This is a genomic window from Nostoc sp. (genome assembly GCF_036917315.1).
Classification (GTDB): Bacteria; Cyanobacteriota; Cyanobacteriia; order Cyanobacteriales; family Nostocaceae; genus Nostoc.
In genome coordinates this window covers 385,728-400,864 of record NZ_JBALDR010000013.1, presented here as the reverse complement: position 1 = coordinate 400,864, position 15,137 = coordinate 385,728, and the positions used below count along the sequence as shown (strand labels likewise).

Annotated in this window: 17 protein-coding genes; 14 read left to right on the top strand and 3 right to left on the bottom strand. The window is 40.1% G+C overall.

All coding sequences use genetic code 11. From position 1 onward, the window contains the following. Positions 1-48: 48 nt before the first annotated feature. From V7K84_RS08050 to V7K84_RS08015, 8 genes are all read left to right on the top strand, one after another. Positions 49-789: a hypothetical protein gene (locus V7K84_RS08050; protein WP_334837274.1), complete on the top strand. Its 741-nt coding sequence runs from the start codon at positions 49-51 to the stop codon at positions 787-789. A gap of 5 nt (positions 790-794) precedes the next feature. After that, complete coding sequence (locus tag V7K84_RS08045) at positions 795-1,856, top strand: aromatic ring-hydroxylating dioxygenase subunit alpha (protein ID WP_334837273.1); 1,062 nt, start codon at positions 795-797, stop codon at positions 1,854-1,856. Then, positions 1,840-2,745, top strand: a complete 906-nt coding sequence (locus tag V7K84_RS08040; protein ID WP_334837272.1) for a ferritin-like domain-containing protein — start codon at positions 1,840-1,842, stop codon at positions 2,743-2,745. The genes V7K84_RS08045 and V7K84_RS08040 overlap by 17 nt, the downstream gene beginning before the upstream one ends. A 39-nt stretch (positions 2,746-2,784) precedes the next feature. Beyond that, positions 2,785-3,990 carry a P-aminobenzoate N-oxygenase AurF gene (locus V7K84_RS08035; RefSeq protein WP_334837271.1) on the top strand — a complete coding sequence of 402 codons (1,206 nt, stop codon included), beginning with the start codon at positions 2,785-2,787 and terminating at the stop codon, positions 3,988-3,990. 18 nt (positions 3,991-4,008) lie between these two features. Next, positions 4,009-4,293: a 2Fe-2S iron-sulfur cluster binding domain-containing protein gene (locus V7K84_RS08030; protein ID WP_334837270.1), complete on the top strand. Its 285-nt coding sequence runs from the start codon at positions 4,009-4,011 to the stop codon at positions 4,291-4,293. A gap of 32 nt (positions 4,294-4,325) precedes the next feature. After that, complete coding sequence (locus V7K84_RS08025) at positions 4,326-4,718, top strand: deaminase domain-containing protein (protein ID WP_334837269.1); 393 nt, start codon at positions 4,326-4,328, stop codon at positions 4,716-4,718. 14 nt (positions 4,719-4,732) lie between these two features. Continuing rightward, complete coding sequence (locus tag V7K84_RS08020; protein WP_334837268.1) at positions 4,733-5,197, top strand: SMI1/KNR4 family protein; 465 nt, start codon at positions 4,733-4,735, stop codon at positions 5,195-5,197. 153 nt (positions 5,198-5,350) lie between these two features. Beyond that, positions 5,351-5,596, top strand: a complete 246-nt coding sequence (locus V7K84_RS08015) for a type II toxin-antitoxin system Phd/YefM family antitoxin (RefSeq protein WP_334837267.1) — start codon at positions 5,351-5,353, stop codon at positions 5,594-5,596. A 71-nt stretch (positions 5,597-5,667) separates the two neighbouring features. Here the strand turns inward: V7K84_RS08015 and V7K84_RS08010 are convergent, their stop codons facing one another. After that, positions 5,668-7,173 carry an RNA-directed DNA polymerase gene (locus V7K84_RS08010; RefSeq protein WP_334837266.1) on the bottom strand — a complete coding sequence of 502 codons (1,506 nt, stop codon included), beginning with the start codon at positions 7,171-7,173 and terminating at the stop codon, positions 5,668-5,670. 216 nt (positions 7,174-7,389) lie between these two features. On the opposite strand from V7K84_RS08010, the gene V7K84_RS08005 reads away from it, so the two are divergent. The 4 genes from V7K84_RS08005 (at position 7,390) to V7K84_RS07990 (ending at position 11,442) form a co-directional block, all read left to right on the top strand. After that, positions 7,390-8,412 carry an aromatic ring-hydroxylating dioxygenase subunit alpha gene (locus tag V7K84_RS08005; protein ID WP_334837265.1) on the top strand — a complete coding sequence of 341 codons (1,023 nt, stop codon included), beginning with the start codon at positions 7,390-7,392 and terminating at the stop codon, positions 8,410-8,412. A 122-nt stretch (positions 8,413-8,534) separates the two neighbouring features. Further along, the gene (locus V7K84_RS08000) at positions 8,535-9,287 is read left to right on the top strand and encodes a sterol desaturase family protein (RefSeq protein ID WP_334837264.1); all 753 of its coding nucleotides are present in this window, start codon (positions 8,535-8,537) and stop codon (positions 9,285-9,287) included. Further along, positions 9,284-9,892, top strand: a complete 609-nt coding sequence (locus V7K84_RS07995) for a DapH/DapD/GlmU-related protein (RefSeq protein WP_334837263.1) — start codon at positions 9,284-9,286, stop codon at positions 9,890-9,892. Before V7K84_RS08000 ends, V7K84_RS07995 begins: the two co-directional genes overlap by 4 nt. After that, complete coding sequence (locus tag V7K84_RS07990) at positions 9,892-11,442, top strand: GH3 family domain-containing protein (RefSeq protein ID WP_334837262.1); 1,551 nt, start codon at positions 9,892-9,894, stop codon at positions 11,440-11,442. The genes V7K84_RS07995 and V7K84_RS07990 overlap by 1 nt, the downstream gene beginning before the upstream one ends. Positions 11,443-11,546: 104 nt before the next feature. On the opposite strand, the gene V7K84_RS07985 is transcribed toward V7K84_RS07990, so the two are convergent. Together V7K84_RS07985 and V7K84_RS07980 are read right to left on the bottom strand one after the other, a co-directional pair. Further along, the gene (locus tag V7K84_RS07985) at positions 11,547-11,894 is read right to left on the bottom strand and encodes a hypothetical protein (RefSeq protein WP_334837261.1); all 348 of its coding nucleotides are present in this window, start codon (positions 11,892-11,894) and stop codon (positions 11,547-11,549) included. 191 nt (positions 11,895-12,085) lie between these two features. Continuing rightward, entirely contained in the window at positions 12,086-13,573 is a 1,488-nt protein-coding gene (locus V7K84_RS07980; RefSeq protein ID WP_334837260.1) for a CIA30 family protein, read from the bottom strand. Between the two features lie 229 nt (positions 13,574-13,802). Here V7K84_RS07980 and V7K84_RS07975 point away from each other — a divergent pair, with 229 nt between their 5' ends. Both V7K84_RS07975 and V7K84_RS07970 read left to right on the top strand, forming a co-directional pair. Next, a complete protein-coding gene (locus V7K84_RS07975; protein ID WP_334837259.1) occupies positions 13,803-14,603 on the top strand; it encodes an RMD1 family protein in 801 nt (266 codons plus the stop codon). 48 nt (positions 14,604-14,651) lie between these two features. Then, the gene (locus V7K84_RS07970) at positions 14,652-14,801 is read left to right on the top strand and encodes a hypothetical protein (protein ID WP_334837258.1); all 150 of its coding nucleotides are present in this window, start codon (positions 14,652-14,654) and stop codon (positions 14,799-14,801) included. The last annotated feature ends 336 nt before the right edge of the window (positions 14,802-15,137 follow it).

The following is a 15,137-nucleotide window of genomic DNA, read 5'->3' as shown; positions in this document are numbered from 1 at the left end:
AGTTTTAATTAAATATAATACAAATAAAACCTAAGTAATTTACGAGTAATGAAAAGTTTGCTGATTCCTGTTGAAAAGTTGCAATCAAGCGATCGCACCGCCATGTATGCGCTGCTGCAAAATCACTTTCAAGGTATAACCTGGGATGGTTTTGAAATTGATCTAGAGCGTAAAAACTGGGTTTTGTTATTGAAAGATGAAACATCCAACACACTCAAAGGATTTTCAACTTTGATGTTATGCCAAAAGACTTTTTTGGGAGAAAAAATTAGTGTGGTATATTCCGGCGACACTATTGTTGATCCTAGTGCTTGGTCGAGTACAACACTACCACGTAGTTGGATTGCCGCTATCAATTTTTTGCGTCAACACTATGCAGAAAATAAACTTTACTGGCTGCTAATTTGCTCTGGTTTTCGCACTTATCGTTTTCTGCCTACTTTTTGGCAAGATTTCTATCCGCGTTATGATGTTACAACACCTGCCGATATTACAAATCTGATGGTGAGTTTAGCACGCGAATACTATGGTAGTTTATACCAAGAATCAACTGGTATCGTCAATTTTCCGCATCCCCAAATTCTCTGTGAGGCGTTAATTGAAATCCCCACAGGAAGACAGACTAACCCCCATATCCAGTTTTTTGAAGAAAAAAACCCCGGCTATCGATTAGGGGATGAATTAGTTTGTTTAACTGAAATTAACTATGACAATCTCACTCGTGCTGGAAAACGGATGTGGGAGTCAGAATCATCGTTACAATTTGTGCAAGATTGTGTTCTCATTTAATTTTTATGGTATCTACAAACCCACAATCAAACTTTAACAACCCGACACAATTTATAAAGGGATGGTACTGGACATTACCATCAAAAAAATTAAAAATTGGGAAGGTAAAAGCTATAACATTGCTAGGTAGAAATCTGGCAATTTATCGGGGAGTTAGCGATCAGGTAGTAGCTATAGATGCTTATTGCCCTCACATGGGCGCTCATTTAGCAGAAGGTAAGGTAGAAGGTGATGGAATTCGCTGCTTTTTTCATAATTGGAAGTATGACAGTCGCGGAATTTGTGTAGATGTTCCTTCTTTGGGAAAACCGCTACCTGTGTGTATTAAAACTTGGCACACGGCAGAAAAATACGGCATGATTTGGGTTTGGGTGGGAGAAGAAAAGCCAAGTTTGCTGCCCTTCGTACCAGAATTAGAACAGACAGATTGCGATTATATATTGGGGACTCGATTTGTCAAAAACTGCCATCCCAATGTCTTACTAATTAATGCGATTGATGCTCACCATTTCAATACAGTACACAATTTGCCCTTAGAGATTATATTTGATTCTCAAAACATCAATCCTAACGCTATTACCTTCAGCAACACTACACGGGGAGGGGATGATTCTTGGTTAATTCGCCTGATTCGTCCTCTATATCGCAACGAAGTTACTTATAGTATGTGTTACTGGTATGGCAGTACTGGCACTGTGACGCTAGGCCCGGATTTCCTGCACTTCTACATTATATTTACACTGCGAATGATAGAAGGTGGTAAAACTGAAGGGCAAACAATTCTTGTCACTCCCAAGCGTCCGGGATTTTGGGGATGGATTTTAAATCGTGGTTTATTATGGTTAACTCAGCAAGTTGGTAATTACTTTGCAAAAGGGGATACACAGGTATTTCAAACAATTCAGTTTGATTTAAAGACTCCTACTAAAGCAGATCAATCTATTCTGGAATTTATTCAGCACGTTAATCAACAAAAAGCTTTAACCTGGGCAACTTGGGACACTGTTAATTATCCAAATATTCAAACCCTATCAACACCTAGCCCTGAACATGGATTCAAAATATAACATTGTCGGTTTTGACCTACCACACACAGATTCTGATGACCGTTTACGACGGATATTAACAGCAGCCTTATCTAATCAGAAGAATTATGATAATTATCCCCAATTAAATTATTGGGATGCTGAATTTTTTAACTTACATCAAGTCCAAATTTTTCAGCAATCTAATATTGATGAACAATTTTCTATTCTGGAACTTGCTAACCGCAGTTTATTAGAAGAATCATATTTTATTGAGAAAGCAGGTGTTGGCTACATGGCAAAAATGGTACTGTTAGCCGAAACAGTTGAAGAACGAATGCTTTATGCATTGTTTACGGCTGATGAAGCTACCCACCTTCACCAAATTAGCCATTTTTTACCAGAAATGGAAGTAAATAGCACGGACGATCCATTTTTGCGCTTATTATCAGAAGTGGTTGAAAGTGTGGATAAAACAGTTTTGTTGTTTGTGCTGCAAGTCGTTTTAGAAGGATGGGGTTTAAGCCATTATCGGCGTTTAGCGAAGGAATGCCACTATCCAGTTTTAGCAGAACTTTTTTCCAGTTTTTTACAATCTGAATCTCGTCATCACGCCACGGGAACCACCTTGTTTAATCAAATTACTGTTTCAGCATTGAGTCAAACAACAATTCTCGATGTATTGGCACAGTTTTTGTTTATGGTGCAGGTGGGGCCACAAAGCTTACTCGCAGCAATTGAACAAGTGAAAGGACATCTGACGCGATCGCAAAAAATCCAAATTTTAGAAGAACTAGATACAGAAACCCACAGTGGAACGCGATTACAAATATTGCGATCGCTCATGGGAGGAAAATCAGCCCAGTCTATCCTGCAAAATTTAGAAGAACGCGGAGCCTTTGAACCACTCCCCGCCCATCAATGTGTGTAATAAATATCAATCTTATCTCTGCGTAAAATAAAAACGGATATGGAAAAAACTATTCATCGCAAATTACAAATTAACCACACCCGCAACAAACAGCAAGATCATACTGCTTTAATGGATGAAGCTGTCACCAAGTTTCGCTATGAGGATTGTCAAAACGAGTATTGGAATCCAGAAGAATTTTCTCTGCTATATGGCACACCTTTATGGGAACAGTCTAGCCAACATCAGCGTATAATTTTGAACCAACTTTACTGGGTAGCTTACTACTCACAAATTGTTTCTGCTGAAATTGCAACTATCTTTTTCAATCAAACCAGTGCAGCCGGACTTTACGCCCAAGAAGATTTTCGCTTAATCTGCGATACATTAGATTTGGAATCCGCCCAAGAGCGATCGCACATTAACGCCTTCCGCACAATTGCCAAACAGGTTGAACAAGCGTTGTTTGGGGAACTTATCTTTACCTACCCTATGCGCGGCCCCTTTACAGAAACGATGGTTTATGCTGACACCAATGCCCTAAAAACTTGGTGGAAAAAAATTCAACTTCAATACTTTGGGCTAATTTCTGCGAATAATACTTTTTTGGCTTGTCAGTATTTCACTGTCCGGGGAGTTCGGACACTAAACGGTAAGTTAGTACAGCACAAACTCAGCAATTATTATCAAAAACATCCCCATCTTGAAGCTGCTCCAATTCCTGCTAAAGTCTCCTATTATCACTTCATGGATGAAAGCTTTCACTTCAATAGTTCGACAATTATATCTCACGATATTATTACCTGCCTTAAGCCACCGACTGCTTATGAGCGACTGGTTGCTAATTTAGGATTGCTAGGATGTCAGCGCGATCATTTTCATTTTTCTGCTGCAATTAACGGGATATTTTGGTACGATCCGGCGCTGTATGGCAAGATTTATCGGGTGTTGCGATCGCCAATTTTTGAGATGAGTGACAGGGATACTAAAGAAATGATGCGGCGTTGTTTTACGGAGGAGTCGGAAGGATTGCAGCGCAGTTTTTCAACTCATCAGGAGGCGATGAAATCTTATCAGGTGTATGTTGAAAAACTCGATTATATTTGGCAACGTAATCGGGATATGTCACTGATGGCTACTAATTCAATTTCTCGATATTTGGCGACTCAAAAAAGAGCTTTTCAAGGTTTTGAACACCGAGAGGATTTATTTTTAGCTCACGCAGAGACGCAGAGGCGCACAGAGGAATGGAAGAGTGTTGTTTAGGTAAAATGATTTCGTATTATGCCTTACTTCTGCAATATATCGTTTCCAGAAAGTGATTTTATTTCTATAACTTTGGAATGTCATCAAAGTTTGTCTGAACATCTTACGATTCAGAATTCACCTGTTCTATTTGGTTGTCGGACTGGTATTTGTGGAACTTGTTTGGTTGAGGTTATTGGTGATATTCCGCCTCCTCAACCTGATGAACACGAAATGCTGGAGACTTTAGCAGCTAACAATCCTCATGCGCGGTTAGCGTGTCAAGTTAATGTTACAGGTAATGTTGAAATTCGTAAGATTTAGATGGTGATTTAAAAACAACTAAAAAAGCAAGTATGGATTGCTTAAAGCGCGTCGCAGAAATTCGTAAAACTTGTAACGTGCCAGCACCAGCCCGAAATGTTGCTATTGCTAGAGTATGGGTAGATGAGACGTTTTCCGAGCTATTTGCCTTTAGTGGTAAGCTATTGCGAGAGGGAGCGGTTATTTTACCGAATCAACCGATGTTTGAAACCTTTGAATTTACCGGACACCGAAGAGATTTAGACTCTGAGTACAAAATATTAGAAGCGATTGCCGAAAAATATACAAATAACAGAGAAGTAAACGGTAAGATTGAGTTATTCACCGAGAGAGAGCAATGTGATTCGTGTGAGTATGTCATTAAGCAGTTTAGGCAAACTTTCCCGAACATTCAGCTAGATGTACATCACGGAAACATTGCGTAAAGGAGTCGGTATAAATGTCAATTCGCAATTTACCCGAACCACTTCAGCTTATTCTTAACGAAAATCAGCTTTTGCCATGTTCAGATTTGGAAATAATTCAATTTGAACAACAACAAGGTATTACTTTGCCCAGTATTTACAAAGATTTTCTCAAGATGATGGGGCATGGTGCAGGTAAGTTTTTGCGTGGTTCTGATTGCTTTTACCAACATCTACCGCAAATTCAAGAATGGGCTAAAGAACTTTTGGTAGAAAATGATTTTTCTGAAGCTTTACCAGAGGATGCTTTTGTATTTTTCATGCACCAGGGTTATCAGTTTAGCTTTTTTAGGCTTTCAGAAGGTGATAATCCACCAACTTACTCATATTGCGAAGGGCAGCAAGAGCCTTATTTTGTCAAAAGTCATGATACGTTTAGTGATTTTCTAGCAGTGGAAATCGAGCTATATTTAAAATCTTTGATGTCTCTAGCGAGTTAGATATTTACCATATCAAATTGACAATCAGTTTTCCTTTTAACCAAAAGCGTTGTATTTCTACCCACTAAAAGCGAATTCAGAAAGCTTATTTCACAGTAATGGTTAATGGAAGGATGAATTGGTTAAACTCAATTTAGAGACTTAAATAAAATCATGGAAACTGTAAATATCCATCAAGCTGAAACGAATCTCTCACAGCTTTTGTTGCGGGTAGAGCATGGAGAAGAAATCATTATTTCTGACAGAGGCATTCCTGTTGCCAAATTGGTTCCATTTCGCACTTCATCAAATCGCCGCGATAGTTTAGGACAGGATAAAGGGCGTTTTGTAGTGCCAGAGGACTTTAACGCTCCTTTACCCAATGAGATGTTAGCAGCATTTGAGGATGGTGAGGAGTGAAACTTTTGCTAGATACGCAGTGCTGATTATGGTGGTTTATACATTAGAGTAATTTTTATACGGCAGGAACTTTAAATACCAAACGGATATTGCCTTGCCCACTTCATTACAGCCCTTTCAAGGGGATCGAGTCTAGCCTCAACAGACCGATACCAATGCTTTCGCGCATCAACAGGCATACAACTAGCTCCTGCAAGCAAAGCCCGACGCGACCAATGAGGTTCATCAAACAGACTACGCCATTGTGACTGAAACCAATGACGTTGTGATGCTCTTCCCATTGCCAGGATCAGTTGCCGTTTGCTCAAAGTGTCTCTTGCAGATACGAGTAATTCAAAAAATTTATCCTGATTGTTCCATTCAGTTGAATGGGTAAACAGATCCAGTGCCCACATTCTATGATAGTCAAGCTCGCTAATAATTGAATCTTTTAACAAGTCGATGAGTCTTGCTCCAATACTACTACGTTCTTCGTCTGATAGATGAGTAAGCCTTTTGAGATACTGAATAATGTCTGGGAATGCAGGATGTAGGACTTCCAAATTATCTAATACGTCGTCTATTATCGAAGCATCCCCAAGTTGACCCATTCGCCGTAACACAAATCTAATGAGCATTAAATCTGGCTCACCATCAACATCAATTTCATTACGAAACAGTTTGACAAGATTTAGAGAGTTAATCAGTTCCTGTTGAGATTGAGTTAAATCATCATAATTAATTCTTTCATACGGATCGGCCAACCCTAGCTCAGTGATAAGGCGCTTGAAGCCTACTTTCAAAGAATCTAATTCACGGTCTTCTGGTGATGATAAAAAGCGGTTTATGAATAAGTTATTATCAAGAATATTAGTTTTTTGTAGCTGAAGTGTAAGACCGTGATTGCGAAACAACACATCAGCTAGAAAAGCGAGATGACGGTAAGCCTCTGCGTAACTTTGTGCAAAAATTCGATAGTCATCATTGAAGCGAATAAAGCGTACTCTGTTTGCAAGAAGAGCCTCATCCACATCTGAGAGAGTTATTTCAGCAAGTAAACGTGATGGAGCATTGCCAACTGGAATTCCAAAAGTTTCTGTTCCATTCCAGCCAGCTAATAGACGCATTATTGCTTTAACATGAGACTGACGGTTAGTAGTGCTATGTAAGGCATTCTCTAAACGATGGTGATATATGCGTGGGTAAAAGTCAGCAATGTCAGTAATAGTGACAAAGTTTATTGCATTATCTTGCAATATAAATCGAGCTTGGTTTAAAAATGCTTCATAGCCAATATTAGAGTCAAATAATTGACCGTCTGTTCCTGCTGCAAATCGATATGAAAAAACTATTTTCTGGTTGACAGGAATTCGACTTGCTTCAATATCAGGCGCAATTTCTCGGATAGTAGCAGCAAAGATAAGAAAATCGAGTGGGTCTAGCTGTGTTATTACCCTAAACCCATGTTTAGCTTTAGGTGAGAGTAGAGTACGATGTGGGCGTACTTGCCATTCAAGAATATTTTGTCCTTCCAACCATCTACGAAGCTCAGTCCAATCATGTTGTATAGCCTCATACTCAAATGTAAGTGGAAACACATCAGTATCACCATACCTCAGCGCATGTTCCAAAGCCCAATTGAGACTATTTGCCTGAAGGGTTAGCATACATCTTGAATTTAATTAATACATATCTAATCTAATGTAAACTTACTCAAATGATTTGTGCGGATAACTTGCCTGAATAAACAAAATAAAATAGCAATGTCTACCCAAGACATTGCCATAATTTAAATACGATCGCTCCCACCCACCATGCAATTTGCAGATTTCTGGTACATTGTCGCACTCAGCGAACAGCTACAACCTAACCAAGTATTATCACGCACCGTTTTAGGAGAATGGTTAGCGATATTTCGTGGTGAAGATGGACAACCCGTAGCTTTGCGCGATCGCTGTTTACACCGCAATAGCCGTCTATCATCAGGTAAAATCTGTAACGGTGCTTTACAATGTCCCTATCATGGTTGGGTATATGACGGCGTTGGGAACGTTATTGCTGTTCCAGCTGAAGGAGATGATTTCAAACCTTCCCTACAGCGTCGAGCCAAGTGTTACGCTACCAAAGAACAAGATGGCTATGTTTATGTGCGGTTAGCCGATACGCCAAGCGTTGATCTTGAACCCTTTTCTATGCCTTACTACGGACAAATAGGATGGGAGACGGTGCGGGTAATTAACCGTTTTGCTAACAATGTGACTAATTGTGCGGAGAACTTTATCGATATTCCCCATACGGCTTTTGTTCATCCTGGTGTTTTCCGTACTTCCCGCCAACAAAAGTTAGAGATGACTGTAGAACGCTGTAATGGTTCGGTTTTGGTGGAGTATCGCAATGAAAATAGTAACTTGGGATGGTACAGCCGTTTTCTGAATTTGCAGGGTGCAGAGATTAAACATAGCGATCGCTTTTATATGCCAAATATTACCTCTGTAGAGTATAAGATGGCACATAATCGCCATTTGTTCATTACCAGTCAATCTATTCCAGAAACCGATAATTCAACTCTGGTTTACACAGATGTCACCTACAACTATGGCATCTGGAATAAATTAGCACGTCCCTTTGTGCGGTGGACTGCTCAACACATTATCCGCCAAGATGTGGAAATTTTGGGTATTCAGGGGGAAGCGATCGCTAAATACGGCACACAATTTTATAATACGCCTGCGGACACAATTCATATATTTGTCGAGTCAATTATGGCAGCTATATCTCGTGGAGAAGATCCGCGTTTATTGCCAAATCAATCAGTAAAAGTTACATTTTGGGTTTAATTACCCCCCTTAATCCCCCCTTGTAAAGGGGGGAGATCGGAAAATCCAGTTCCCTCCCCTTTATAAGGGGAGGGTTAGGGTGGGGTAAAACCCATGTTTAAAATCAGTGTGAGCAATCAGAAGTGGAAATACAAAACTTTTCACAACTACTAATTTTTGGTTCTTTTATCGGATTAGTGGGTTGGACTATTATCAATCAAGTTGGACGAACTCAACTCAAAGTTAAAAGTCGTGAAGATTGGGTAATAGATGCTACAGGATTAACAATTCAAGGAATATTGATTCCTTTACTACAAGCTACTTTAGTTTATTGGCTTTATCAATATTTAATACCCACTCAACAAGGATATTTCAAAGTATCATTAATTCCGGCTTTTATTATCAGTTTTGTTGTGGTTGATTATTTATATTATTGGAATCATCGTTTATTACATACTAAATTGTTGTGGAAAGTTCATCAAGTCCATCATACTGTTACTCAGATGGATGTATTAGGAACTTCTCGCAACACACTTTGGACAAGTTTGCTAATTATTTATTTATGGATACACACTTTGTTTTTGTATCTGTTAGCCGATCCAACAGGTTATGTACTTGGAGTAAGTCTAACTTCTGCCTTAGATTTATGGCGACATAGCCCCTTGATAATTCCTGAAAATAGATGGTTTTATCAATTTTTATCTTCTTGGCTAATTTTACCACAGGATCATGCTTGGCATCATTGCCGCGAAGTCCACAATCATAACTATGGGGCTAATATGAAAATTTGGGATAAGTTACATGGAACATATTATGAAAGCAAAAAAATGCCGTCTATAATCGGAATTTCTAGCTCATTAAACTTGTTCCAAAAACTTTTCTTCCCATTTTCATGACAGTTCTAAGTAAAATTCTTTCCTTTTTTCCCACCTTTATATTATTGCTAACTGGGGCAGCAATAGTCTACCTCGCCTATTCACCCAACATCTTCAGCATTCTGGCGATGTTCTTTTCTATTTATGGGCTACCAGTGCTAGTTTACCGCTTGCATGAATGGGTTTATCCTGTGCGCGAAGGTGTTAGTTATCTACAAGGTAAAGAATATAGTCCCTGGTGGGGTAGTCATCAAATCCAGGTAATTTATATTGCAATTCCGGTGTTGGAAGCAGTGCTGCGACTGATTCCGGGGGTGTTTTCCTGTTGGTTGCGATTGTGGGGTGCTAAAGTGGGGCGAGATGTATACTGGACAACAAGATTGGAGATTGCCGATCGCAGTTTATTACAAATTGGCGATCGCGTCGTTATCGGGCATGGTGTTGGTATCTATTCTCACATCATTAAACCCCGCAAGCAAAATTTAATGTTGTATGTCAAAAAAGTCAAGATTGGCAGCAATGTCTTTGTGGGAGCCGGATCTAATCTTGCTGCCGGTGTAGTCATTGGCGATGGTTCTTATTTACCAGCAGCCAGCAACCTTTATCCTAATCAAAAGGTGCAATAATGCGTCCGATTATTCAGCTTTTTGGGCAAATCCTCGCGCCAACTGCGAGGCGATTTCATCAAGCTTTGGATAACCCAGAGTTAATGCAGACATCTGTACAGAAGGAAATTTGCGATCGCCTAATCAAGAGTGAGTATGGTAAAACTTTGGGAATTCATTCTGTAAACGATTGGCAGCGTGTGCCAATCGTAGATTATGATGCACTCGAACCTTACTTAAATCAGAAACAGCAGCAAATTTCCCTCACACCAGAACCCATTTTATTCTACGAAAAAACCTCTGGTAGTAGTGGGGCGGTAAAATGGATTCCTTATACTCAATCTTTGCGGCGATCGTTTAATCAAATGTTTTGTGTGTGGGCGTATGATTTGATTGTAAATGGCCCGAAATTTTACACAGGCAAGATTTATGCTTGTATCTCGCCGCAATTAAATGTAGCGGATAGCCAAACTTTACAAGATGATTTAGATTATTTAGATGGCTGGTTGCGTTGGTTTTTGCGTCCTTGGTTGGTGATGCCAAATAAACTTAATCGCCTACATGACGCGAACTTATTTAAACATCAACTGGCTTTAGCATTATTAGAGGCTGAAAAACTAGAAATTATTTCTATTTGGAGTCCTAGTTTTCTACAAGTACATTTAAAATATATTCAAGAAAATCAGGACTTATTGCGAACAGAATTACACAACCGGATTTCACATCACCGGCTGCAACATCTGTGCGAAAGCAATATTCCCTGGATGCAACTCTGGCAAAATTTGAAGCTGATTTCTTGCTGGGATAGTGCCAATGCAGCAGATCAAGCTCAGGGATTGCGTTCTGCTTTTAGCAGCAGCGCCTCGCTATCGCAATTTCCAGGTATATTAATCCAAGGTAAAGGACTACTAGCAACCGAAGCCCCAATGACGATTCCCTTGATTGTCGCTGGGGGATGTGTGCCGGTTCTCGATGAAGTGTTTTTCGAGTTTGAGGATGAGACTGGTTCCCTGCATGGTTTACACGAACTCAACATTGGCAAGGAATACACGATTATTTTATCCCAGAAAGGAGGTTTGTATCGTTATCGAATTGGCGATCGCATCCGGGTAACTCATTACTATCGCCATACTCCCTGTTTAGAGTTTCTCGGACGACATCAAGCTGTTAGCGATTTGGTGGGCGAAAAGTTGCAAGAAACCTTTGTAAATAATGCTTTGACTATGTTGAACTTGCAAGAAACTAATTTTAAAAGCTTGATGCCCATTGCCGCTCCTCCACACTATATTCTATTACTAGATTCGGCAACACAAACCCCAGAAATTATCGCTCAACAACTCGATCTGGCTCTATCAGAATCATATCATTACAAGAGAGCGCGATCGCTCGGTCAACTCGCACCACCACAGGTTTTAATTTCTAGTCAAATTCCTGAAATATTAGTTTCCCATCGTATCCGTACTGGAAGTGTCTGGGGAGGTATTAAACATCCAATTCTGGCAAAATCACCCATTAGCACTGAACTTTTACAAGAATTGAAGTTGAAAATTGCCGTCAAGACGAAAGACTGATTATTGTAGAGACGGCGATTCATCGCGTCTCTTGCCTTAATGTATTCATTTTTAATTTTTAATTCCGCCTTGCGATACTACCCTTTTGAAATTTGATTAAATATTTAGCGTGATTCTAATTTAGCAACTCGCTGCTCTAATTTATTGACTTGTTGCTTCAATTCAACCACCAAAGTTGCAAGCCGATCGAACATCGGATCTTGCTGTGATAAGTTACCTCTAGAACGAGTTGATTGTCGTGGGGTAAGCGTTGTTCTTGAGGATGGAGACTGGCGAGTTTTACCTAGCTGAGACTCTAGCTGATTTAACCGCGACTCAACACGATTCAAATCCGCTTCCAGATTGTAGATGCGGGACTCTACTTGCTGCGATGAGGCAGTTTTAGAAAAAAAACTGCCCCAAATAATTGTTACTAAAATCCCGGCGATTACTACCACCTTGATTTTTTTCATACCAATAGCTGACTTGTTAGAACAGTCTATAGTGTTTACTAATTCACACGAGGTACATCATAATCATAGTCCCCTCTCGAAGAGCGGGGAGGGGGTTGGGGGTGGGGTTCTTGTACCTCGCTCAACTGAGAACCGCTATATTTAACCAGACTTGATTGAGATAATTTACAGACTAGAAATCTGTAGATATTTCATCTTTCGTCTGGTTGTAAGTTAGAAAATAAACTCTGCCAATCGATATAGTTGACAGTATTTTCTCCCTGTTTAACCTCAAATGTGACGTTAGACGCTTTTCCTAGTTTTAGCGCTTGCACGCAAAGTTCTGCCACATCCTCGCGGCTGATTTTACCTCTAATATTGTCACCTTGCTCAAATATTAATTCCTTACCACCTGCTTCTTCAGTTAAAGCACAAGGTCTAATAATTGTATAAGGAATTCCGCTTTCTCTTAAACTATCTTCTCCCTTCAACTTCCAAGTTAGAATTCCTCCCAATTGATCGTTTAATTTCACTGCTGGCGGTTCTTCATCTAAATTAATGCCAGGGCGACCGGGACGAGTCACACCTGCTGAACTGACGAGAATAAATTGTGGTAAAATTTTCCCGCCATAAGCTTTAATTGATTCCAACTGGAAAGTAAAACTACCTGGAGAAAATTTGGGATTTAAAGCGCCATCATGTTCAAATTTGCTCAACATCAGTTGGAATGAACAAATTCTACTTTGCTCAATTGGCGGTGCATCTTTGACAGTTTTTGCCCGAAAGACGGGAATCAAATCGGCAAAGGGAATCTGAATATCTATCCAAGTATTAGCTACAGTATCGAAAGAATAGCTATAGCCAATACCATCCCATGTTGTATCTGTCCGTAGAAAGATTTTATAACGCTGACCGTCACCTTTAACGCGCAATTTCACTCCTTCATAACCAGATAGGTTGAAGGGTGGATCAAAATTCTTCGTTCTGATAGAAACAAATCCGCCAGAGTTAGCGGTGGAGACATTACCAGCAAATAAAGCTGTATTTTCTACTAACTGGATATTACTGGCACTCACGCCACCCATGACGACATCATCCAGCGCTCCCCAGTTATCCTTTAATTCTGCTGATGGCTTGGTGAAATCAAATATTAGTTTTTCTTTTGCTTGGGGTAAATATTTTGCCGCCGCTTCGACTAAGTTTTTGACTCCTTGATATTCTACATTTTCGGGAGTGTCGCCAACAATTTCTGGCTGGTAAAATTTCACACCTTGATAATATTTGGCTCTATCTGCTGTGTCTCCCTCAACTGGTTGTACGCGTACTGCTGTGCAACAAATTACAGCTTGAATATCAGCCATAACTAAAGGAGTTAAAGTTTCTGGTTGCGTGATATCCGCAACTACTAAATCGATATCATTACCAAGAATTGACCGCGCTTTGTCAATATCTCGAACTAAAGCGCGAACTTTATAACCTTGTTGGAGCGATCGCTGCACTACTCGTTTACCGACACCACCTGTTGCACCTGCTACTAATATTACACCCACGTTGCTTCCTCCATTGGGCCTATATTGATTATCCTTAGGACGACCTTGGATTAATTGCTGTACCCAGTTAAGGAAAGGAATTACCTCAAAGTAAGTCAGGGTTTCGATAAACCTGCCTAAGTCCCATTGAGAACGATTTTTGTCAGTCATATTTGCGTCCTCATAACTTTATTTACTCTAACAATTTTGGAGGGAGTGTCGTTCAATTACTTGAAAAGCGCTGTAATTTATTCAAAGCGCAAGAGTATCTAAAACAGGGTATGGGGTGTAGGGGAAAGACGAAATGGTAAGCTGAGATTGTAGTTATTTCTGACAACAGGCATAAATTACTATCGCTACCAGAGCAGTAAAGCAGGCAGAATATAGCTTCCGGGCAACAATGCAAAAACTCCTTTTTAATGACAAAGATAGATTTAGAGCGCAGGCCCTATTCCTTGGTAAAGGTATTAATTTACAGACGCTGGAGAATTACGTTTGCTTGGCGAGTATGCCAGTATTGGTTAAAGTCGGTGAGGAAGGCTACGCAGTACTCTTGGGCTATGGTGCAGTTGTCCTGTTTAACCTTGAGCCTGTAGAAAAAGTAGCCTTTTTGACCAAACTATCCTCTCAAATTAGCGGCCCTTTTGCCGACCCGGAAACAGAAGAGGTGGAAGTTCATCTCAGTATTAGTGAGAGTGAACGAGCTAAAGAAGGAAAAATTTTACTGCATGAATTGAGTATAGAACGCTTGCAAATAGTGGCTGATATTCTCGCCAAGAGTGTTGTACTGTCTCACTATGAAACCAGCCTAGCGACTGTATTCGATCAAATTGAACCATTTGCAGCTAGTCTCCAGCGTGAAAACAGGAGTAGACAACAAAGCCGAGAATTACTGCGTCAACTAGGGACTACCCTATTAGTTCAACATAAGATTGTAGGTCAAGTAGAAATTATCGATAAGCCGGAGTTACTCTGGGAATCTCCACAGCTAGAAAACTTATATCTGCGCTTGGAAGATGAATACGAAATCCGTGAGCGTCACCATGCCCTAGAACGTAAACTAGAGCTAATTGCCCAAACCGCCCAAACAGTGCTGGAGTTCATGCAGCATAGCAGTAGTCAGCGAGTAGAGTGGTATGTGGTGATTTTGATTGTGGTAGAGGTTTTACTGTCACTTTATGACATCCTTTTCAAAGGCTAATGCTAAATTTGGGGTTGTGAGGGAGCGATCGCAACTACTCAAAATTCAGTGGTAAAAATCGCTCCTCAGAGCGACACTATTAATGAATTGCAAGCTCGGCTACGAACTGAAACTAGGCAGAAAAAAGCAGCGATCGCCTTACTTGATAATACTAAGTTGAAGTATAAACTCCTTCTCAAGTCACAAACTAATGGATGAACAGCTATTTTACAGCAGTCTTCATGTATTTGAACCACATCTATCGTAGGGGCACAGCATTGCTCATACGTGTTAACTTAAGGTGAAAACTATATCAGACACGCGTTTTGCAAATCCCTCACGCCCTCATCCCCTAACCCCTTCTCCCAAAAAAGAAGGGGAATTGAATGTCTAGCTCCCCTCTCTCTTAGGGAGAGGGGCTGGGGGTGAGGGCAAAAGATTTCACCAAGCGGGTTTAGCGTTACAGCTATTTGCGAACAAACCAGCCACAGAAAGAGCTATCTAATAGGGCTGAAAACAGACGACAATGATGAAACCAATTAATATTTGCTCAAT